The sequence below is a fragment of the Parafrankia sp. FMc2 genome, from assembly GCF_041008525.1.
Lineage (GTDB): Bacteria > Actinomycetota > Actinomycetes > Frankiales > Frankiaceae > Parafrankia.
This window is the reverse complement of record NZ_JBFLUG010000002.1, coordinates 90,118-107,197: the sequence shown is the minus strand read 5'-3', so window position 1 is coordinate 107,197 and position 17,080 is coordinate 90,118. Positions and strand designations below refer to the sequence as shown.

The window sequence follows — 17,080 nt, the reverse complement described above, 5'->3', positions numbered from 1 at the left end:
CCAGTGCCAGCGAATCAGGTGCGGCTCCGATGTGGCTCCGACCGACCGGGGAACCGGAGGAAGCCGGAGAACCGGGAAAGCCGGAGGGCGGCACCGCCCGGCGGCCGTCCACCGGTGCAACAGTCCCGCCGCGGGCGATATTGCCTGGGGGGACACAGCCGGAGACCGCCGTGACGGCAGACGGGCCCGACCCCCACAGACGGACTCGCGCCAGCCGGACTCAGGCCAGCCTCGTGCCCCCGACCCACGTACCCGGCCCTCGACACATACCCGCGGCGAGGTCGTCGCACCCAGCGTACGGCAGGGCACTGCGCCAAGATGCGGGCGCCGCGTGGCGGATCGACGTACAGTCGGCTGACGCCCGGTTTGCCGCCGGCGACAGATACTGACGTAAGGGTCGACTTGTCCACCACGCGACGCCGCGACGTCCACCAGATCGGGGATGTCGCCGAGCGAGTCGGGCTGTCACTGCGCACGGTGCGGTACTACGAGGAGGCCGGCCTCCTCATGCCCGTGGGCCGGACGGTCGGTGGCTTCCGCCTCTACGACGACGACGCCGTCGACCGCCTCTTCCTGATCAAGAAGATGAAGCCGCTCGGCTTCACTCTGGACGAGATGCGTTCGCTGCTGATGCTGCGCGACGAGCTCCAGGAGCCGGAGCTGCCCGCCGCGAGGCGAGCGGAGCTGCAGGCCCGGCTCGCGACCTGGGTGACGCTGGCGGAGGAGAAGCTGACCGCGCTGCGCGAGCAGGTGCAGGTGGCGGAGGCGTTCGTCGGGGGCCTGCACGACGACGCCGAACGCTCCGGGACGTCCTGACCAGGAACCTCAGGACGGCCGGCGAACGGTCCCCCGCACCTCCGGCGGAGGCGCGGGGCCCTGGGCCGGGAGTGGGGTGGGGCTACCAGAGACGCTGGTAGAGGGCGGACGAGGCCGGGTGCCGGTTCGGGTTCACCAGGGTCGAGCGGACGTTGCCCACGATGTCGTCGTTGAAGTACGCCTCGTACGCCAGGATGTTGGCGTTGCGCCGGAAGACGTTGTACATCTCCTGGATGTAGACCGGGTTGTCTCCGCCGGCGGCGCCGCGCATTCCCGCCTGGGTGTTCTGCTGGCTCACCACACTCCACTCGGGCACCGAGAACAGCTTGCCGTTCTGGCGGGCGAAGTTGATCACCTGGCACAGGCCCTGGTCAGCGTTGCACTGCTCGCCGAACTCTCTGGACGTGGGGCTCGGTGGGTACTGGTCGTAGCTGTCGATGCCGATCACGTCGACGTACTGGTTGCCCGGGTAGACGCTGAAGGCGTCGTAGTCCGGGCCGTGGGCGTTGATGGTCCAGTCGATGCGCACCTCGGGGCTCGTCTCCTTGATCGACGACGAGGCGTTCTGGAAGCACTGTTTGTAGGCCGTCGGGTTCGCCGAGGCCTTCCAGGCGAACCACCCCCCGTTGAACTCCCACCCCAGCCGGACGAACGAGTCACCCCGCCCCTGGCTCACCAGCCACCGGCCGAACTGGCGCCACCGGGCGTTGTAGTCACCCTCGGCGCAGGAGACCAGGTTTCCCTTCTGCGGCCCCTCGTCGGGAAACATCGGAACGCTGATAACCAGATCACCGGGGAAGGAGGAGAAGACCCGGCCCATCCACGGGTTGACGATCGCGTCCCAGCTGTCCCGGTCGGTGTACGTCACCACGACGTCCACCGGGGTGCCGCGGAACTCCGCCCAGGCGTTCGCCTCGGCCATCGTGTGCGCGGCGACCCCGCTCGGGAAGAGACCGCTCGTCGCCGCCCGCTCGACCCTGGCCGATGGCGGCGCCGCCATCGGCTGCTGGTTCTGCGGCCCCGGCGCCGGGGCCGTGACCGGTACCTGCGACGCCACGGCCGGGCTCGGTATCGGCGCCTGCACCGGAGCGGAGTTGGCGGCGAGGTCGGCGTCCTCGTGCTGGGCGGGCCCTAACATCCAGGCGACCAGCGCGAGGAGCACGGCGAAGACCACCAGGGCCACCGGCAGATACGGGTGCCGCCCGGGCTTCGCCCCCCAGTGCTCGATGATCCAGTCGGTGGCCCGGTGCGTCACCGACCTGTCGTCACCGGGGCGGTTCCCGCCACCGGCAGCGCCGGCGACCCGGCCACGCCCCCCATGATCACGCTCGTCGCCCGCCATGGGCAGGATCCCGGTGACCGAACCGCTGGAAGCCACGGCAGCGTGGCCTCGCGCCCCTCGGCCGGCGCCGCCTGCCTCGCCCGTGCGGTCCCGGCCGGCGCGGTCGCGGTCGGCGCGGTCGCGGTCGGCGCGGTCCCGGTCGGCGCGGTCCCGGTCGGCGCGGTCGCGATCCCGACCGGGGCGGTCCGTCACCGCGCCGCGATCCCGACTGGAGCGCCCGGTCGCCGCGGCACGGGACCCGTCATCGCGGCGGCCGGGGTTGTCGCGGAGCGCAGGCCCAGGCCCTGCCTCGGGCGGCTTCGGCCGGACCGGCGGCATCACCATCGTCTGGTCGGCACCCACCCGGCCGTCGCTGTGGGCGTCGGCGTTCTCCCGAGGCCTGGCCCCGCCGCGCCCGTCTCGGGGCGCCCCGTCCCAGTCGCTGCGGCGGAAGTGCTGGGTGGCCAGGTCACCGGCGGCCGGCCGGCCGGCGTCCCGGCTGGTGCCGCGGCCCCGCTCCCGGGCCCGACCGCTCGGCTGGGACCGGTCCGCCGCAGACCCGCGGTCACGATCGCGACCCCGCCCGTCGGGCCGGCCGCGCGCCGCGCGCCGGTCGGCGGCGTCGGGCTCGCCCGCCTCGCCGAGCGGGTCGGCCACGCGATGCCCGCCGTCACCGAAGCGCCGGTCCTCACCTGGTCGGCGATCGGCGGGATGACGATCGGCGCCCGGGCGCCGGCCGGCGTCATCACGGCGGCCGGGCTCGCCCCGGCCGCCGGCGTCGCCGCGGTCGGCGTCGTCGAAGTTCTCCGGTCGGTCCGGGTACGGCGCGAGTGGTGCTGTGCGCCCGCGGCGGCGCGTCGGACGCCCACGCGCCGACAGCATCTCGGGGTCGAAGGCAGCGCCGGGTGCGTCCGGCCCACCTGTCTCGGCCTCACCACCGCGACGCGGCCGCGAGAGCGGACGCGCCCCGTGGCCGTACCGCTCATCAGACGGCATGGGATCCACCCCCGGGCGCGGTGCCACTCCGGGCCGGTTCGCGGAACCGACCAGGTCGTTTACTAAACGTAAAAAGTTCGACCGAAAGCATGGACCTTACCTCCCGGCCGACGTAGAAGAAGACGACGCTATTGACGTACTGGATCTCCGCACCGCAGGGACCCGGAGGGGCCGGGAGAGGTCGTGACGCGGCGTTCATCCCGGGGCATCCGACAAACCGTAACAAGGCCCTCCGACGCCAGCTACAAAGGGACCGGGCAGACCACTACTCAGACACTCACGTCAACGTCGATGACCGGTAGAGGAGTCGCCGTCGCGGGCCCCCGGCCGGCCGCGCCACGCGACCAGGCGAATCCCGCCCGACGCGGCGCGGTCGCCGCTCCGGGCCCGGGCCGGCGGCCCTCAGCGGCCCACAACCGGGTCGCGGGGTCGTGGACCAGCACGGAAAGGGCGGTACGGTACCGTTGCCGCGTCGCGCCCGGACCAAGGGAGGACACTGCACATCCGCCTCGCCGGGCAACGGCCTCGCGGCCCGCTCCGCCCGTGACGCCGGCGAGCAGGACGGCCGCACCGGCCGCCACGGCGGGAAGCAGTTCCGCCCGCTGCCGGCCCCGCCGGCAGACAGGGCCGGGCCGGCAGACAGGGCCCGCGGAGCCGAAAGGCCCGCGGGCAGGGCCGACAGGCCCGCGGCAGGCGAGCCACAGCTGACATAGGCATATCTGACGTCACCGGACCGGCCGCGGGCTGGAGAGCCAACCGCCCCCGGGTCCGCCGGGGCACCGACACGGGAGACGCGACCGCCTTGACGACCGAGACAACCCGATCTTCTACGACTGATACCACAGCTGTCGACCCGCGTGACATTCCTGTGGTCATCCTCTGTGGCGGCATGGGAACCCGGCTGCGCGAGGCCAGTGAGAAGCTCCCCAAGCCGCTCGTCGACATCGGCGGCAAGCCCGTCCTGTGGCACATCATGAAGACGTACGAGCACTACGGCTTCCGCAAGTTCGTCCTGTGCCTCGGCTACAAGAGCGACCTGATCAAGAACTACTTCCTGGCCTACCGCGAGCAGGTGGCCGACTTCACGCTTCGGCTGGCGGACGACCACACCCCGCAGTTCCACAACACCGCGGGCGACGAGGACTGGGAGGTCACGTTCGCCGAGACCGGGCTGCTGACCGGCACCGGCGCCCGCCTGCGCCGGGTCGCGCAGTACCTCACCGGCCCGCGCTTCATGATCACCTATGGTGACGGCGTCGGCGCCATCAACGTGGCGGACGTCCTCGCCGACCACGTCCGGTCCGGCCGGATCGGAACGGTCACCGGCGTCCGCCCGTCCAGCCGCTACGGCGAGCTGGTCACGGAGGGCAACGCGGTCACCCAGTTCGCCGAGAAGCCCCCGGCGACCGGCTGGGTGAGCGGCGGTTACTTCGTCTTCGAGCGCGAGTTCGTCGACAAGTACCTCGACGACGACCCGTCCACCATGCTCGAGCGTCACCCGCTCCAGCAGCTCGCCCGGGACAGCCAGCTCACCCTGCACACCCATGAGGGCTTCTGGATGGGCATGGACACCTTCCGCGACTGGACCGAGCTCAACCAGCTGTGGGACGCGGGCGCCGCGCCGTGGCGCGTCTGGGCCGACTGAGCGAGCGGACGCCGAACCCATGAGCACCGCCGACAACGAGGCGACGGGGCGCCGCCTCCACAGCCTCGTCGCCACGCTGATGCCGCCGATGCGCTCGATCACCGGCCACGGCGTCCGGGCCACGCTCGACCTGGTGCGGGCGGCGCTGCCCGCACAGGTGCCACTCACCGTGCACGAGGTGCCGAGCGGCACGCCTGTCCTCGACTGGACCGTGCCGCGGGAGTGGAACGTCAACGGCGCCCGGCTCATCGGGCCGGACGGGCGGATCGTCCTCGACGTCGCCGACAACCCGCTGCACCTGCTCGGCTACAGCGTTCCGACGCACGCCCGGATGCCGCTGGAGGACCTGCGCCGGCACCTGTACTCGATGCCGGACCGGCCGGACTGGGTGCCCTACCGGACGTCCTACTACAACGACGCCTGGGGCTTCTGCCTGACCGACCGGCAGCTCGCCGCCCTGCCCGACGGCGAGTACGAGGTGCAGATCGACACGTCGCTCACCGACGGCTCGCTGACCTACGGCGAGATCGTCCTGCCCGGGGCGACCGACGAGGAGTTCCTCGTCACCACGCACCTGTGTCATCCGGCGATGGCGAACGACAACTCGTCCGGCATCGCGGTGGCGACCGAGCTGGCGGCGACGCTGGCGAGCGAGCCGCGCCGCTTCACCTACCGGCTGCTGTTCATCCCCGGCACCATCGGCTCGATCGCCTGGCTGGCCCTGAACCCGGCCGTGACCGGGCGCATCCGGCACGGCCTGGTTCTCACCGGGCTGGGGGACAGGGGAGCACCGACCTACAAGCGCAGCCGGCGCGGCGACGCGACGATCGACCGCGCGAGCGCCCGCGCGCTCGCCGAGACCGGCCGCCCGCACCGGATCGTCGACTTCTCCCCCTACGGCTACGACGAGCGCCAGTTCTGCTCGCCCGGCTTCAACCTGCCGTTCGGCCGGTTCGGCCGCAGCCAGCACGGCGAGTACCCGGAGTACCACACCTCGGCCGACAACCTGGACTTCGTGACCCCGGAGGCGCTGGCGGACTCGTTCGCCATCCTGCGCCGGACGATCGAGATCTGCGAGGCCGACCGGGTCTGGCGCAGCACCTCCCCCTACGGCGAGCCGCAGCTCGGCCGACGCGGGCTGTACCGGTCGATCGGCGCGACCATGAACCGTGCGTCGATCGAGATGGGCCTGCTGTGGGTGCTCAACCTCGCCGACGGGACGAACAGCCTGCTGGACATCGCCGAGCGGGCCGACCTGCCCTTCGACGCCGTCGCCAACGCGGCGGACGCGCTGGCCGGCGTCGGTCTGCTGGTCGCGGAGCCGGCCGCTGCCGCCGGCGGCCCGGGTGCCCGCGACACCCTGCCCATCACGCACGTCCCGCCGTCGGGGGTCCCGGAGATGCCGGTCACGGCAGCCCTGCCCGTACCCCCCGCGGGACCGGGCGCTCCCGTCATGTCCACACCCTCCGCCCCCTCCGCACCCTCGGTGCCGGCGCCCTCCGTGCCGCTCTCGCCGACGGCGGAGGTCGTCATCCGATGACCGGCGGCGGGTGTCCGGCCGGTGTGCCGGCGGGCGGCGGGGCGGCCTGGGCGATCGTGCTGGCCGCGGGCGGCGGGACCCGGTTCGGCGGACCCAAGCAGTTCGCGGATCTCGGCGGCGATCCGCTGGTGGCGCACCCGGTGCGGTCCGCCTCCGCCGCCTGCGACGGGGTCGTCGTCGTGCTCCCCGCATCGCTGCTCGACGGGTGGGTGCCGCCGACCGGCGTCCGGGCGGTGCCCGGTGGCGCCACCCGGGCCGAGTCGGTGCGGGCGGGCCTCGCCGCCGTCCCGGCCGACGCCGACGTGATCGTGGTGACGGACGCCGCGCACCCGCTGGCCTCCCCGGCGCTCTACCGCGCGGTGGTCGCGGCGGTCCGCGCCGGGGCGGACGGCGCCGTGCCCGGGCTCCCGCTGACCGAGGTGGTCAAGGAGGTCCGGGAGATCCCCCGGGATGACAGCCCGGGTGCCGGCACCGACCTCGTGACGGGTGCCTCCCTGCCCCGGGAGACCCACCGCCTGGTGCAGACACCGCACGCGTTCCGGGCCACGGCCCTGCGTGCGGCGCATGCCGGCGCCGTCGAGGCGGTCGAGGACTCCGCCATGGTCGCCGACGCCGGTGGACGGGTCGTCGTCGTGGCGGGAGAACCGGCCAACATCCACGTCACCACGCCGGAGGAGCTCGACCTCGCCCGGCTGCTACTCATTCACGTCCAGGACGAGGGGGAACCCGATGAGCACCGTGCTGCTCGACTCAGCACTGTCCGATGACGAGCGGCGCGCCAAGCTCTACCAGGGCGAGCTCTTCGTCTACTCGCCGCGGCCCAGCACCACGGCGTTCGTCGAGTTCACCCGCGGGCTCGTCCGGGAGGCCTTCGGCGACCTCGACCCCGAGACCGCCCAGCACCACATGCCCGTCGAGGAGTACGCGGCTCTGCTCGCCGAGCTGAAGCCGCGGTTCATCCACCACCCGACCTGCAAGGAGCTCATCCCGGCGATGCTCGCCGAGCTGGGCTGCGACATCAGCAGGACCTATTTCGACGTGCCGCGGCTGCGGACATCCACCAGCGACGACTACCTCACCTCGGGTATCGCCTACGCCTTCCACCCGCACCGCGACACCTGGTACTCCGCGCCGTTCTGCCAGCTCAACTGGTGGATGCCGATCTTCGACGTCGTCCCGGAGAACGGCCTGGCCTTCCACCCCCGCTACTTCACCCAGGCGGTAAAGAACGGCTCGCGCACGTACAACTACTACGAGTGGAACAAGACGAACCGCGCGTCCGCCGCCAAGCACATCAGGTCGGACACCCGGGTGCAGCCGAAGCCCGAGGAGGAGGTCGAGATCTTCCCGCAGACGCGGGTCGTCACGCCTCCCGGCGGCATGTTGATCTTCTCGGGCAACCAGCTGCACTCCTCGGTGCCGAACACCTCCGGCCGCACCCGGTTCAGCATCGACTTCCGCACCGTCCACGTCGACGACGTGATCAACCACGTGGGCGCCGTGAACGTCGACTCGGAGTGCACCGGAACCACCATGCGCGACTACCTGCGCGGCACCGACCTGAGTAAGATCGCCGAGGACATCTGCCTGACCTACGACGAGGCTCCCCCGCTGCCGGACGCCATGCTCGTCTACGAGCACGGGACCGCCTCGTGACCGGCACCACCGGCACCGCCGACACCACCCAGACTGCCGACACCGACACCGACACCGATGCCTCTCTCGGTGCCACGCCGGGGAGGTTCACCGGCCGGGTCGCGGTGGTCACCGGAGCGTCGAGCGGCATCGGGCGGGCCGTGGCCGGGCGGCTCGCCGCCGCCGGCGCGACCGTGCTGGCGCTGGGGCGGGACCAGGCCCGCCTCGACTCCCTCGCGAAGGAGACCGTCACGGCCGGCCCGGTGGGCATGGTCGGCGGTTCACTCGTGCCGGTCCAGCTCGACCTGACCGACAGCGGGGCCGTCGAGCGGTTCGCCGCCGACACCGTCGACCGGTACGGGCGCGTGCACCTGCTCGTCCACAGCGCCGGCGGCTACCTCAGCTCACGGGTCGAGGACGCCTCCGTCGACGACTTCGACGCGCAGTACGCCGCGAACGTCCGCGGCCCCTTCGCGTTGACCCGGTCGCTGCTGCCCGCCCTGCGGGCCGCCGCCGGTTCCGGGGACTCTGGGGACTCCGCAGGCTCCGGGCCCGGCGGAGCCGGGGCTCCCCACGGTGCCGACATTCTGATCATGAACTCCTCGCAGGGCGTCCGCGCGGGTGCCGGCACCAGCCAGTTCGCCGCCACCCAGCACGCCATGCGCGCTGTCGCGGACAGCCTCCGCCAGGAGGTCAACGCCGACGGCATCCGCGTCGTGACCATCCACCTCGGCCGGACCGCGACCCCCCGCCAGGAGGCGATCTTCGAGCGGGAGGGGCGCCCGTACCGGCCCGAACTACTGATCCAGGCCGAGGACGTCGCCGACCTGGTCGCCTACCTGGCGCTGCTCCCCCGCACCGCCGAGGTGACCGAACTGCACCTGCGCCCGGCGCAGAAGTCCTACTGACCCCGGCGCCGGCGGCCCCCGGGCCGGACGGCCGGGGGACCACCGGTCACCGGGCGGCTCCGGAGGTGCCGGTCGCCGGCCGGCGGGGCCCGCCGAACAGCTCCAGGTAGCGCCGGGCGCTGTCCGGGTTCGTCACCGGGTTGTGCAGGGACGACGCGACGTTGTCGTTCTCGTCCGGCGAGGCGCTGTAGTACGCCTCGTAGGCGAGGATGTCCCGGTTCGCGAGGAAGAACTCGTACATCTTCTCGATGTAGAACGGGTTGTCGCCGCCGCCTCCGGCGGAGGCGCGCCGGTCCAGCCCCCACTCCGCCACCGCGAACTGCTTGCCGTGCTCGCGGGCGAAACGCGCCACCGTGCAGACACCCGACGGCCGGTTGCACTGCTCGTTGAAGATCTTCTGGGTCATCGACGCCGGGGAGCTGTCGTAGGCGTCGATCCCGATGATGTCGACGACGTCGTCGCCGGGGTACGCCTCCCACACACCGTCACCGTTGACCATGGTGTCCCGGTGCGCGGTCATGTTCCATTCGATCTGCACCTGGGGTGCGGTCGACCGCAGCGCCGCCGCCGCGCGGGTGAAGCAGACCTTCCACGTCCCGCTGTCGCGCGGAAGCCAGTCCCGGAACCAGTCGCCGTTGAACTCCCAGCCGAGCCGGACGATCGCGTCCGGGCGGCCGTTGCGGACGAGGGTGTTCCCGAAGTCGCGCCAGTGACCGTCGTACTCACCGCGCGCGCAGGCCGCCTCGTTGCTGCCCCTGGGGAACAGCGGCTGGGCGATGGAGAGCGCCCCCGGGTAGTCACGGAAGTCCGACATCGGCCAGTCGGCCTGGGTCACCGTCTCCCAGTTCGTCCGGGCGGTGAACAGGATCGCGATGTCGGTGGGGCGCCCGACCCACTGCTCCCAGGCGCCGAGGTCGTTCGGTGGGTTGGCGTTCGCACCGGAGGCCCAGCTCACACCGGTCGTGGTCGGATGGGTCGTGGGTGGCCCGTCCTCCCCGCCGGTGAAGACGATCACGCTGACGGCAAGCAGCACCACGGCGAGCGCCGCGCCGACGGCACCGAGCACCAGCACCCGGCGCTGCCGCCGCCGGCTCTGACCGGTCGCGTCGTCGCTCCCGGCCGCCCACGGCGACCGAGCTCGGGATCGGGAACCCGCCCGCGGCGGCGGGGCTGCCTCGCCGGTCGGCGGCTCACCGCCGGACGCTGGTCCAGCGTCGGGGCCTTCCCCTCGGCGATGTTCCACGCCCCCCACCTCCATCGCTGACACACCTCCGCACCTTGATGATCATTTGATGACATGCGGCAGCGCACGCCGGACCTGGCGCCGGACCGGGGTGCCAGCGGTGCCTGCTCGTGGCCGGGCGCTTCCGATCCGCCCAACGGAGCACCGGGGACGGACCGTTCCCCCCGCCACGGAGATGGTCAGATCTTTACAAGCATGTGGACGTGCCCACTGGTTTCAGCTCCTCACGATCAATGTGACAGGCATAACCAAGATCGCCTATCGCAACAATGACGTGACGTGAGGTTTGCTAACCATACCTGGTCGCGAGGGGTCCGGAGCAGCCGCCACGGGGCCGTATTCCACCCGCAGTTAGACTGGCGCCCCGAGCCGACGCATGGCGTCTGTGGCCAGCGCCGCGGGCAGGGCGGGCGCGGGCCGGGCATATCGACTGCGGCAGGAACGGGGGGCGGGAGCAGGTGGTCACCACCACCCTCACCACGAGGATTCCACGCTCGTGGGTGATCCCCACCGCCGAGGCCGCCGAAAGGCGACCGGGCAACGCGCGCATCCTGAAGACACTGACGGTGTTGCTGTGCGCCAACATCTTCCTGCAGCGGCTCGCCATCCCGGTGGCGGGCGCCCAGCTGCAGCTCATCCTGCCGATCACCATTGTCGGCGTCGCGGTGATGCTGAGTCACGGCGACATCCAGCTGAACATCGGCCGGCTGCGCGCCTACCTGCTCGCGATGACCGCCTGCTGCGCAGCCGCACTGGTGGCCTTCCTGCGCGAGCTGGACGACAGCGCCATCACCTCGCTGGTACTGCTGTTCGCGACCTACATCCCGCTGTGCTTCGGGCTCGCCCCGGCCGACGCGAAGGCGATCTTCCCCCGCGTGCTCGACCGGTTCGTCACCCTCACCACGATCCTCGCCGGGATCGCCCTCTTCCAGTTCGCGATCCAGCTGGTCGGGTGGAAGTACACCGACGTGCTGACCGTGATTCCCTCCGACTTCCGCATGCACGGGTTCAACACCAGCTACCCGGTGCAGTACGGATCCGACCTCTACAAGTCGAACGCGTTCATCTGCCTCGAACCGTCGTTCTGCTCGCAGTTCCTGGCCTTCGGCGTCGTCGTCTGCATCCTGCGCAACGGCACCTGGTGGCGCTACCTCCTCTACGTGATGGCGCTGCTCTCGACGGTCTCCGGCACCGGCGTGGTTCTGCTCGCCATCGCCCTGGTGCTGCTGTCCGTCCACAAGGGCGCCCGGTTCGCGACCACGGCCCTGATCGGGGTCAGCATCGTCGTGCTGATCCTCAGCTTCACCCCGGCTGCCAGCATCTTCGCCGAACGCGCCACCGAGACGTCCTCGAACAACTCCAGCGGCAGCCTCCGGTTCGTCCAGCCCTACACAAGGACCTGGGACGCGCTCGACAAGGACCCGGCGACCGTCGTCTTCGGCCAGGGCCCCGGCTTCGCTGACCGCGACGCGACCGCGTTCTTCCTGCGGACGAGCCTGCCGCTGAACTACGCGCTCCTGCCGAAGCTCGTGCTGGAGTACGGCATCCTCGGAACGGTCGCGTTCCTGGCGTTCGTGCTGAGCATGTTCGTGCGCGGCTCGCCGTCGTTCGTCCTGTCGGGGTCGGTCGTTGTCTTCTACAGCGTGCTGTCGGGTGGTCTGCTCAGTCCCGTGGTGACGACGCTGGGCATGCTTCTCGTCTCCTGGTACACCGTCACGCCCGAGGACGAGCGCTGGAACCGCGGCCGCCCCAGCCCCCGCGCGGCGCAGCCCTCCGCTGCTCTGCTGGCCCCGGCGCAGCGCGAGGTCTGAGCGGGCCTCAGCGGCCTGTCAGCGTCCCGGCCCGGTCCAACACAGACCCGTCTCCAGCACAAGCCGACCCCTGCGCTCCGCAGACCTCTGTGGAGACCGCACGTTCGGAGCGGGCCTCGCGGGATCTCGCGGGACGTGCACGATCAGCAGCCGTCTTCGTGGAGCCGGGTGGTCCTTTCGCATACGGCTGGCGCGAGGCGGGCGCCGCAACGGCTCGGCGGAGAAACGCAGCGGCTCAGCCGCAACGCCTGGCAGCGCAGCGAGCCGCACCGCGAGGCAGCAGCGGCGCCGAGGTAGCCAGCGGCGCCGTGGACGCGACCCGCAACCGGGGCCAGGCACCCCAGGCGAATCCTGCTCGATGCCACGGGCCGCGTTCAGCGGACCGGTAGGTAGGCGCTCCGGGCAGACAGCGAGGGGCGGGTCAGCCCGGACTCTGCCAGATCCAGGCCAACCCGCCCCTCATTCGGTGCGGTCTCCGCATCCCCCACCCGCTCGTCGCGGGCGGGGGCCCCCTGCCTTGCCTTACGTGCTGGTGACGGCCGCCGGCAAACCGGCGGCCGAGGTGCTCAGCGGTTCGCGGGCCGTGCGTACCGGTCGGTGGTCTCGGTGTCGCGCACTCCGCGACCGGCCGGCTCGGCGCCCAGCGGGGACGCCGACGTGATCGACTCCACCGAAGCCGAGGCCGCACCACGACCGCCCGCGCCGGCGTTGCGCCGCACGGCGGTGCGCCCGTCGTGCACGACGCCGACGACCCGCTCGGCCAGGGCCGGCCAGTCGCGCGGCACCTGCTCGAGTTCCTTGAGGTTGGTGTCGGGCGAGGTGATGACGACGACCGCGTCCGCCTGGATCGCCGAGGCGGCCGTCATCGGCAGGTCCGCGAGCGCGGCCGTGACGAGGATGACCAGATCGACGACGGGTGCGCGGTCGGCCAGGATCGGCGCGAGGCCGCCGGGACGGGCCGCCCGGGCCGGCGACACCCGGTTGTAGAGGATGTGGCCGCGCCCGGTGCCCGAGGAGCGGGCCAGGCAGGTCGGCTCGTGCGCCCAGCGGGGCAGCTCGGCCGAGGTGGCCCGCGGCAGCCCCTCGAGGGACGCCCGCACCTCGGACTGCGCCGAGGTGTCGAGGATCAGGACGACGCCCTGGTCGTCGGACCAGGCGGCGGCGACCGCGGCCACCAGCTCGGAGCTGAGGTCCGTGCGGGAGGCCGGGGTGAAGGCCACCACCTTGCTGGTCGGCGACATCACCGCCGACATCGCCGAGACCAGGGTCTCCGCGGCGTTGGCGCTCGTCCGGCTCGGCGGGAGGTCCGCGATCAGCGGCACGCCCAGCAGGTCGGCCGAGTTGTGCGGGTCGAGGATCGTCGGGCGCCGCTGGTACATGATCCACAGCCCGGCCACGGACCCGAACAGGCCGAGCAGCGCAGCCACCAGAACGTTGCGGAAGGTGTTCGGTGCGACCTGCCCGTCCGACCGCGGCGACTCCGCGAGCCGGATCGTCGTGTTCGCCGTGAGGGTGTTCAGGCCCGCGTCGACGATCTGGGCGTTGAGGCGGCTGACCTCTTCACCGAGCACGTTGATCTGGGCGTCCAGCACCGGATTCTGCTGCCCGGCCGGCAGGGCCTGCTGCTGCGCCAGCGCCTGCGTGTGCTCCTCGAGCTTCTGGTTCCGGATCGTGGTCAGCGCATCGACCGTGGTCGTCTCGCCGGAGCCGGACGTGCCGAGCTGGGTGGTGTAGGCGACGATCGCGGAGTTCACGAAGTCGATCGCGGCCTGCTGGCTCGGGCCGGTGCCGGTGATGACGAAGAAGTAGCCCTCGTCCGACGGGGTCGTCTCCAGACGGTCCGCCACGTCCGCACGCGAGATCTTCCGATCCTCGGAGATCCGGTCCATCGTGGCCGTCGAGGTGGCGACCTGGGCCTGGGTCTGGGTGAAGCGACCCGCGTCGACCGAGTTCCCGCCGAGGGTGGCTCCGCTGGTGTTCAGGAAGATCCGGGAGCTGGCCTCGAAGGTGGCAGCCTGCTGCTTTGACACGATCATCGCGAGTGCAGCCAGGATGACCGTGGCGATGACGATGACCATCCACCGCGGCTTGACAATGCGGACCAGCGACGGAGCGGACGGAGCGCGGCCACCCTCAGCTGGTGACTGTGCGGAGCGGCTCATCTGACACCCGCCTCAGTACCTCTGACCGGCGTCGAGGAGCCGGCCAGCCGCGCGCGGACCAACGTCGACGCGGGCCCTGCCGGTGGCGTGTGAAGCGGAGTCAATTGGGCCCCCCACTGGAGCGTAAGCCCGGTCATTGGACCACGGCCAAGATCTGACGGAACCGATTTGTGAGCATAGCCGATAGCTCAAAGTGAGCGACCTATAGCACGGATGCAAGCTACCGTTCGGGTAAATTTCCGCTCTCAGTTCGGCCGTCCGTGCTTCTCTGTGGTCCTGAACCGGTCGATGTTGCAGATCCGCCCCCGGCCGGGGGCGGCGTGCGCATCATCGCGGACGTCCGGCCGCCGGCATCCGGGCGGTCCTGTTCGGGGCCCTGCATCAGCCGGACGTTGCGGCCCGCCCGGTGCTGGCCGGAGGTCCCGGCACCCATGGCCAGGTCCCCGTGGCCCGCGCTGTCGGTGCCCAGCAGGCCTTCCGTGCTCGTCGGACTCCCGGCGCCCACCAGATCCTCCGTGCCCGCGGGGGGCTCCGGATCCCGCGTGCCGTCCGAGCCCCACCTGCCGTCATCCCGCTGCCGTCCCGCCTGTCGACCGCCCCGCCGCGCGGTGCCCGCATGGTCGGCGGCGGCCAGGGCCTGCAGGCGTTTCGCTTCGTGCTCGCGGACGACGCGGCGCAGCACGATCCACCAGACCGGTGCGATGCCCCAGAACACGATGTTGAATCCGACGACCGCGCCCTGCGCCCCGCCGATCAGCACCCCGACAAGCGGGAACGCGAACAGCATCGGCGCCATGACCAGGTTGATCCGGAATGTGGTCCTTGTGTGCCCGAGCGCGTACATGATGCAGGCCGGACCGGTCGGCACCGCCGTCCCCGCGTAGTGCAGGACCGACAGCAGCAGGATTGCGTGCACGCCGGGCCAGGTGTCCCCGAGAAGCGCCTCTCCGATGCGGGGGAACAGCAGGAAGATGAGGCTCCACAAACCGCCGAGACCGACCACGATCGCCGTCAGCAGCACCGCGGCCTGCTCCCGCGACCGGGCGGACATGGCGCTGCGGCGCGAGAGCTCGGGCACGGCGAAGCTGACGATTCCCATGCCCACGACCGTGGTCGGGGCGAGCAGGGTGCGCACCCCCTGCAACGAGCCGACCATCTCCTTGGAACCGAGCACGCCGATCAGCAGAATCGACGCCTGCAGGGCGCCCTGAACGGTGACGAACTCCGCCGACAGGTTCATCGCGTTGGCCCGGTTCTCCCGGATCCAGGTGAGTGCCCGGGAGGGCGCCGGCCACAGCCCTGCCTGTGCCACGCCGAGCAGGGCCGCGATCAGCGCGGAGACGCCCCAGGCCAGCAGCATCGGCGGGGCCGCCTTCACACCGCGCTCGATGAGGACGGTGACGCCGATCATCTGGACAGCGGCCCAGGCGATGTCGTTGAGGAAGGCGCCGAATGGTCTGCCCTGGGCGAAGAACACGTAACGCCAGGCGTCCTGGACCAGCAGGCCGGGCAGGACGAAGCCCATCACGACCAGGCCGGCGCCGACCGAGCCGCCGAGGAGTGCTCCCGCCCCGGCCAGCACGACCCCGAGCACCGCGCCGGCAGCCAGGCAGGTCCCCGTCGCCGAGGCGGCGGCGTACCGGAAGTCGCTGACGGATCTGCCCGAGTAGGCGATGCCGAGCGGCAGACAGCAACCCGCCCGCGAGAGCCCGATGATCACCGAGAAGATGATGTAGGAAACGGCGAAGGCGCCGTACTCGGACGTGCTCACCTGTCGGGCGATCAGGAACGAGACGGCGGCGTTGGTGGCGCTGGAGACTCCCTGGTCGGCGAGCGTCCAGATCGCCTTCGACTTCGTTGATCCGCTGCCGGGCGCGGCCTGCTGGCCCGGCTGCCCCTCGATCGGCTCCCCCCCGGGGCCGGGCCCTTCGGCCAGAGCCGCCGACGGCGGGCCGTCCTCGCCCCGGGCCGCCCCCGCCGCACCGGCGCGGTGCCGGCGCGGCGAACGAACCCGTTCGGCACCCGCGGCACCCGCGCCCGCGTCGGGGTCGCCGGGGCCAGCCGGGCCGGGCCGGGCCAGGTCGCCGGAGCGGGTGTCCCAGCCACCTCCGGCGGCACCGGGCCGCCGCACGACCTGGGTGCTGGCGGCATCCGCCGCAGGGCGTTTCCGGCTGTAGAGGCGCGGGATGTACTCCGTCGCCTCGGGGGTGCTGCCCGCGTCCTCCATCTCGAGCCGTCGGCGCAGCGCCGACAGGTCGACGGTGTCGGTGAACGCGTTGATGAAGTGGATGTCCGAGGCTGACGCCCCGGTCGGCCTGGCCGCCCCGTCGCCCCGGCGGCCACGGCCGCGGCCCCCGGACTGGCCGCGCGCTCCGGACGGACCGTTCCCGCCGGACGGACCGCTCCCGCCGGACTGGCCCCGGCCACGACCGGAGCCGGCATAGGGACCCACACCGGTCGCGCCGCGACCTGCGGCTCCGGCGTCGGAACGCGGCTGCTCGCGCCGCCCTGTCACCGACCAGCCACGCCCCGCCCGGCGGCCCTGCTCCGCACCGCCCGGCGCACCCGCGGGTGCTGACGCCTGCGCCGGTGGGGCTCCGGGACCGGCTCCCGCCGGCGAACCACCCGATGGCGAGGAGCCCGCTGAAACAGAGCTGGCTGGCACGGAGCTGGCTGGCGAAGAGCCCGAGCCGGGCGAGGGCGTGGGGGGCTGGCTCCGCCCGGGTGGCGGCGTGGGCAGATCCACGCGAAAGCCGGGCGAGGAGTCCGGGCCGGTGGGCGGGCGCCGACCGGGAGCCGGCGTCGGCTGCCGTGCTCCCTCCCCCGGGTGGCCGGCGTGCGCCGGCGGCTCGGGCGGGCTCGATGTCAGCGGCCCGCCTGCCATCCGCACCGTGGTTTCGGGTGGCACCCAGCCGCCTGCCGGTGTGTTCGGGCGGCTGCCGGGAGCCGGGGTGCGTTCGGCGTCACCGCGGCGCGGCGGCTCGCCCCGCCCGGCGGAGTCCG

11 protein-coding genes are annotated in these 17,080 nt (G+C 72.2%); 7 read left to right on the top strand and 4 right to left on the bottom strand.

All coding sequences use genetic code 11. The features are described 5' to 3' along the window. Nucleotides 1-402 precede the first annotated feature (402 nt). Nucleotides 403-816, top strand: coding sequence for a MerR family transcriptional regulator (locus AB1460_RS01680; protein WP_368958746.1), 414 nt, complete (start codon nucleotides 403-405; stop codon nucleotides 814-816). A gap of 82 nt (nucleotides 817-898) precedes the next feature. Here the strand turns inward: AB1460_RS01680 and AB1460_RS01675 are convergent, their stop codons facing one another. Continuing rightward, entirely contained in the window at nucleotides 899-3,133 is a 2,235-nt protein-coding gene (locus AB1460_RS01675) for a glycosyl hydrolase (protein ID WP_368958745.1), read from the bottom strand. Nucleotides 3,134-3,935: 802 nt separating this feature from the next. Here AB1460_RS01675 and AB1460_RS01670 point away from each other — a divergent pair. The 5 genes from AB1460_RS01670 (at nucleotide 3,936) to AB1460_RS01650 (ending at nucleotide 8,861) form a co-directional block, all read left to right on the top strand. Beyond that, entirely contained in the window at nucleotides 3,936-4,778 is an 843-nt protein-coding gene (locus AB1460_RS01670) for a glucose-1-phosphate cytidylyltransferase (protein ID WP_368958744.1), read from the top strand. A 19-nt stretch (nucleotides 4,779-4,797) separates the two neighbouring features. After that, the gene (locus AB1460_RS01665) at nucleotides 4,798-6,318 is read left to right on the top strand and encodes a DUF4910 domain-containing protein (protein WP_368958743.1); all 1,521 of its coding nucleotides are present in this window, start codon (nucleotides 4,798-4,800) and stop codon (nucleotides 6,316-6,318) included. Further along, nucleotides 6,315-7,085, top strand: a complete 771-nt coding sequence (locus AB1460_RS01660; protein ID WP_368958742.1) for an IspD/TarI family cytidylyltransferase — start codon at nucleotides 6,315-6,317, stop codon at nucleotides 7,083-7,085. Before AB1460_RS01665 ends, AB1460_RS01660 begins: the two co-directional genes overlap by 4 nt. Further along, nucleotides 7,048-7,974, top strand: coding sequence for a hypothetical protein (locus AB1460_RS01655; protein ID WP_368958741.1), 927 nt, complete (start codon nucleotides 7,048-7,050; stop codon nucleotides 7,972-7,974). The genes AB1460_RS01660 and AB1460_RS01655 overlap by 38 nt, the downstream gene beginning before the upstream one ends. A 104-nt stretch (nucleotides 7,975-8,078) precedes the next feature. Further along, entirely contained in the window at nucleotides 8,079-8,861 is a 783-nt protein-coding gene (locus AB1460_RS01650; RefSeq protein ID WP_368958800.1) for an SDR family oxidoreductase, read from the top strand. 46 nt (nucleotides 8,862-8,907) lie between these two features. Here the strand turns inward: AB1460_RS01650 and AB1460_RS01645 are convergent, their stop codons facing one another. Further along, on the bottom strand, nucleotides 8,908-10,104 hold the full coding sequence (locus AB1460_RS01645) for a glycoside hydrolase family 26 protein (RefSeq protein ID WP_368958740.1): 1,197 nt from the start codon (nucleotides 10,102-10,104) through the stop codon (nucleotides 8,908-8,910). A 458-nt stretch (nucleotides 10,105-10,562) separates the two neighbouring features. On the opposite strand from AB1460_RS01645, the gene AB1460_RS01640 reads away from it, so the two are divergent. Further along, nucleotides 10,563-11,915, top strand: coding sequence for a hypothetical protein (locus AB1460_RS01640; protein ID WP_368958739.1), 1,353 nt, complete (start codon nucleotides 10,563-10,565; stop codon nucleotides 11,913-11,915). Between the two features lie 566 nt (nucleotides 11,916-12,481). Here AB1460_RS01640 and AB1460_RS01635 read toward each other — a convergent pair. Next, nucleotides 12,482-14,077 (bottom strand): lipopolysaccharide biosynthesis protein, encoded by a 1,596-nt coding sequence (locus AB1460_RS01635; protein WP_368958738.1) that lies wholly within the window; start codon nucleotides 14,075-14,077, stop codon nucleotides 12,482-12,484. Between the two features lie 220 nt (nucleotides 14,078-14,297). After that, the gene (locus AB1460_RS01630; protein ID WP_368958737.1) at nucleotides 14,298-16,529 is read right to left on the bottom strand and encodes a teichoic acid transporter; all 2,232 of its coding nucleotides are present in this window, start codon (nucleotides 16,527-16,529) and stop codon (nucleotides 14,298-14,300) included. Nucleotides 16,530-17,080 lie beyond the last annotated feature (551 nt).

Bases quoted from the DNA above. Each gene is read 5' to 3' on its own strand.
- AB1460_RS01655 (WP_368958741.1), top strand. From the start codon at position 7,048: ATGAGCACCGTGCTGCTCGACTCAGCACTGTCCGATGACGAGCGGCGC.
- AB1460_RS01665 (WP_368958743.1), top strand. From the start codon at position 4,798: ATGAGCACCGCCGACAACGAGGCGACGGGGCGCCGCCTCCACAGCCTC.
- AB1460_RS01635 (WP_368958738.1), bottom strand. From the start codon at position 14,077: ATGAGCCGCTCCGCACAGTCACCAGCTGAGGGTGGCCGCGCTCCGTCC.
- AB1460_RS01660 (WP_368958742.1), top strand. From the start codon at position 6,315: ATGACCGGCGGCGGGTGTCCGGCCGGTGTGCCGGCGGGCGGCGGGGCG.
- AB1460_RS01675 (WP_368958745.1), bottom strand. From the start codon at position 3,133: ATGCCGTCTGATGAGCGGTACGGCCACGGGGCGCGTCCGCTCTCGCGG.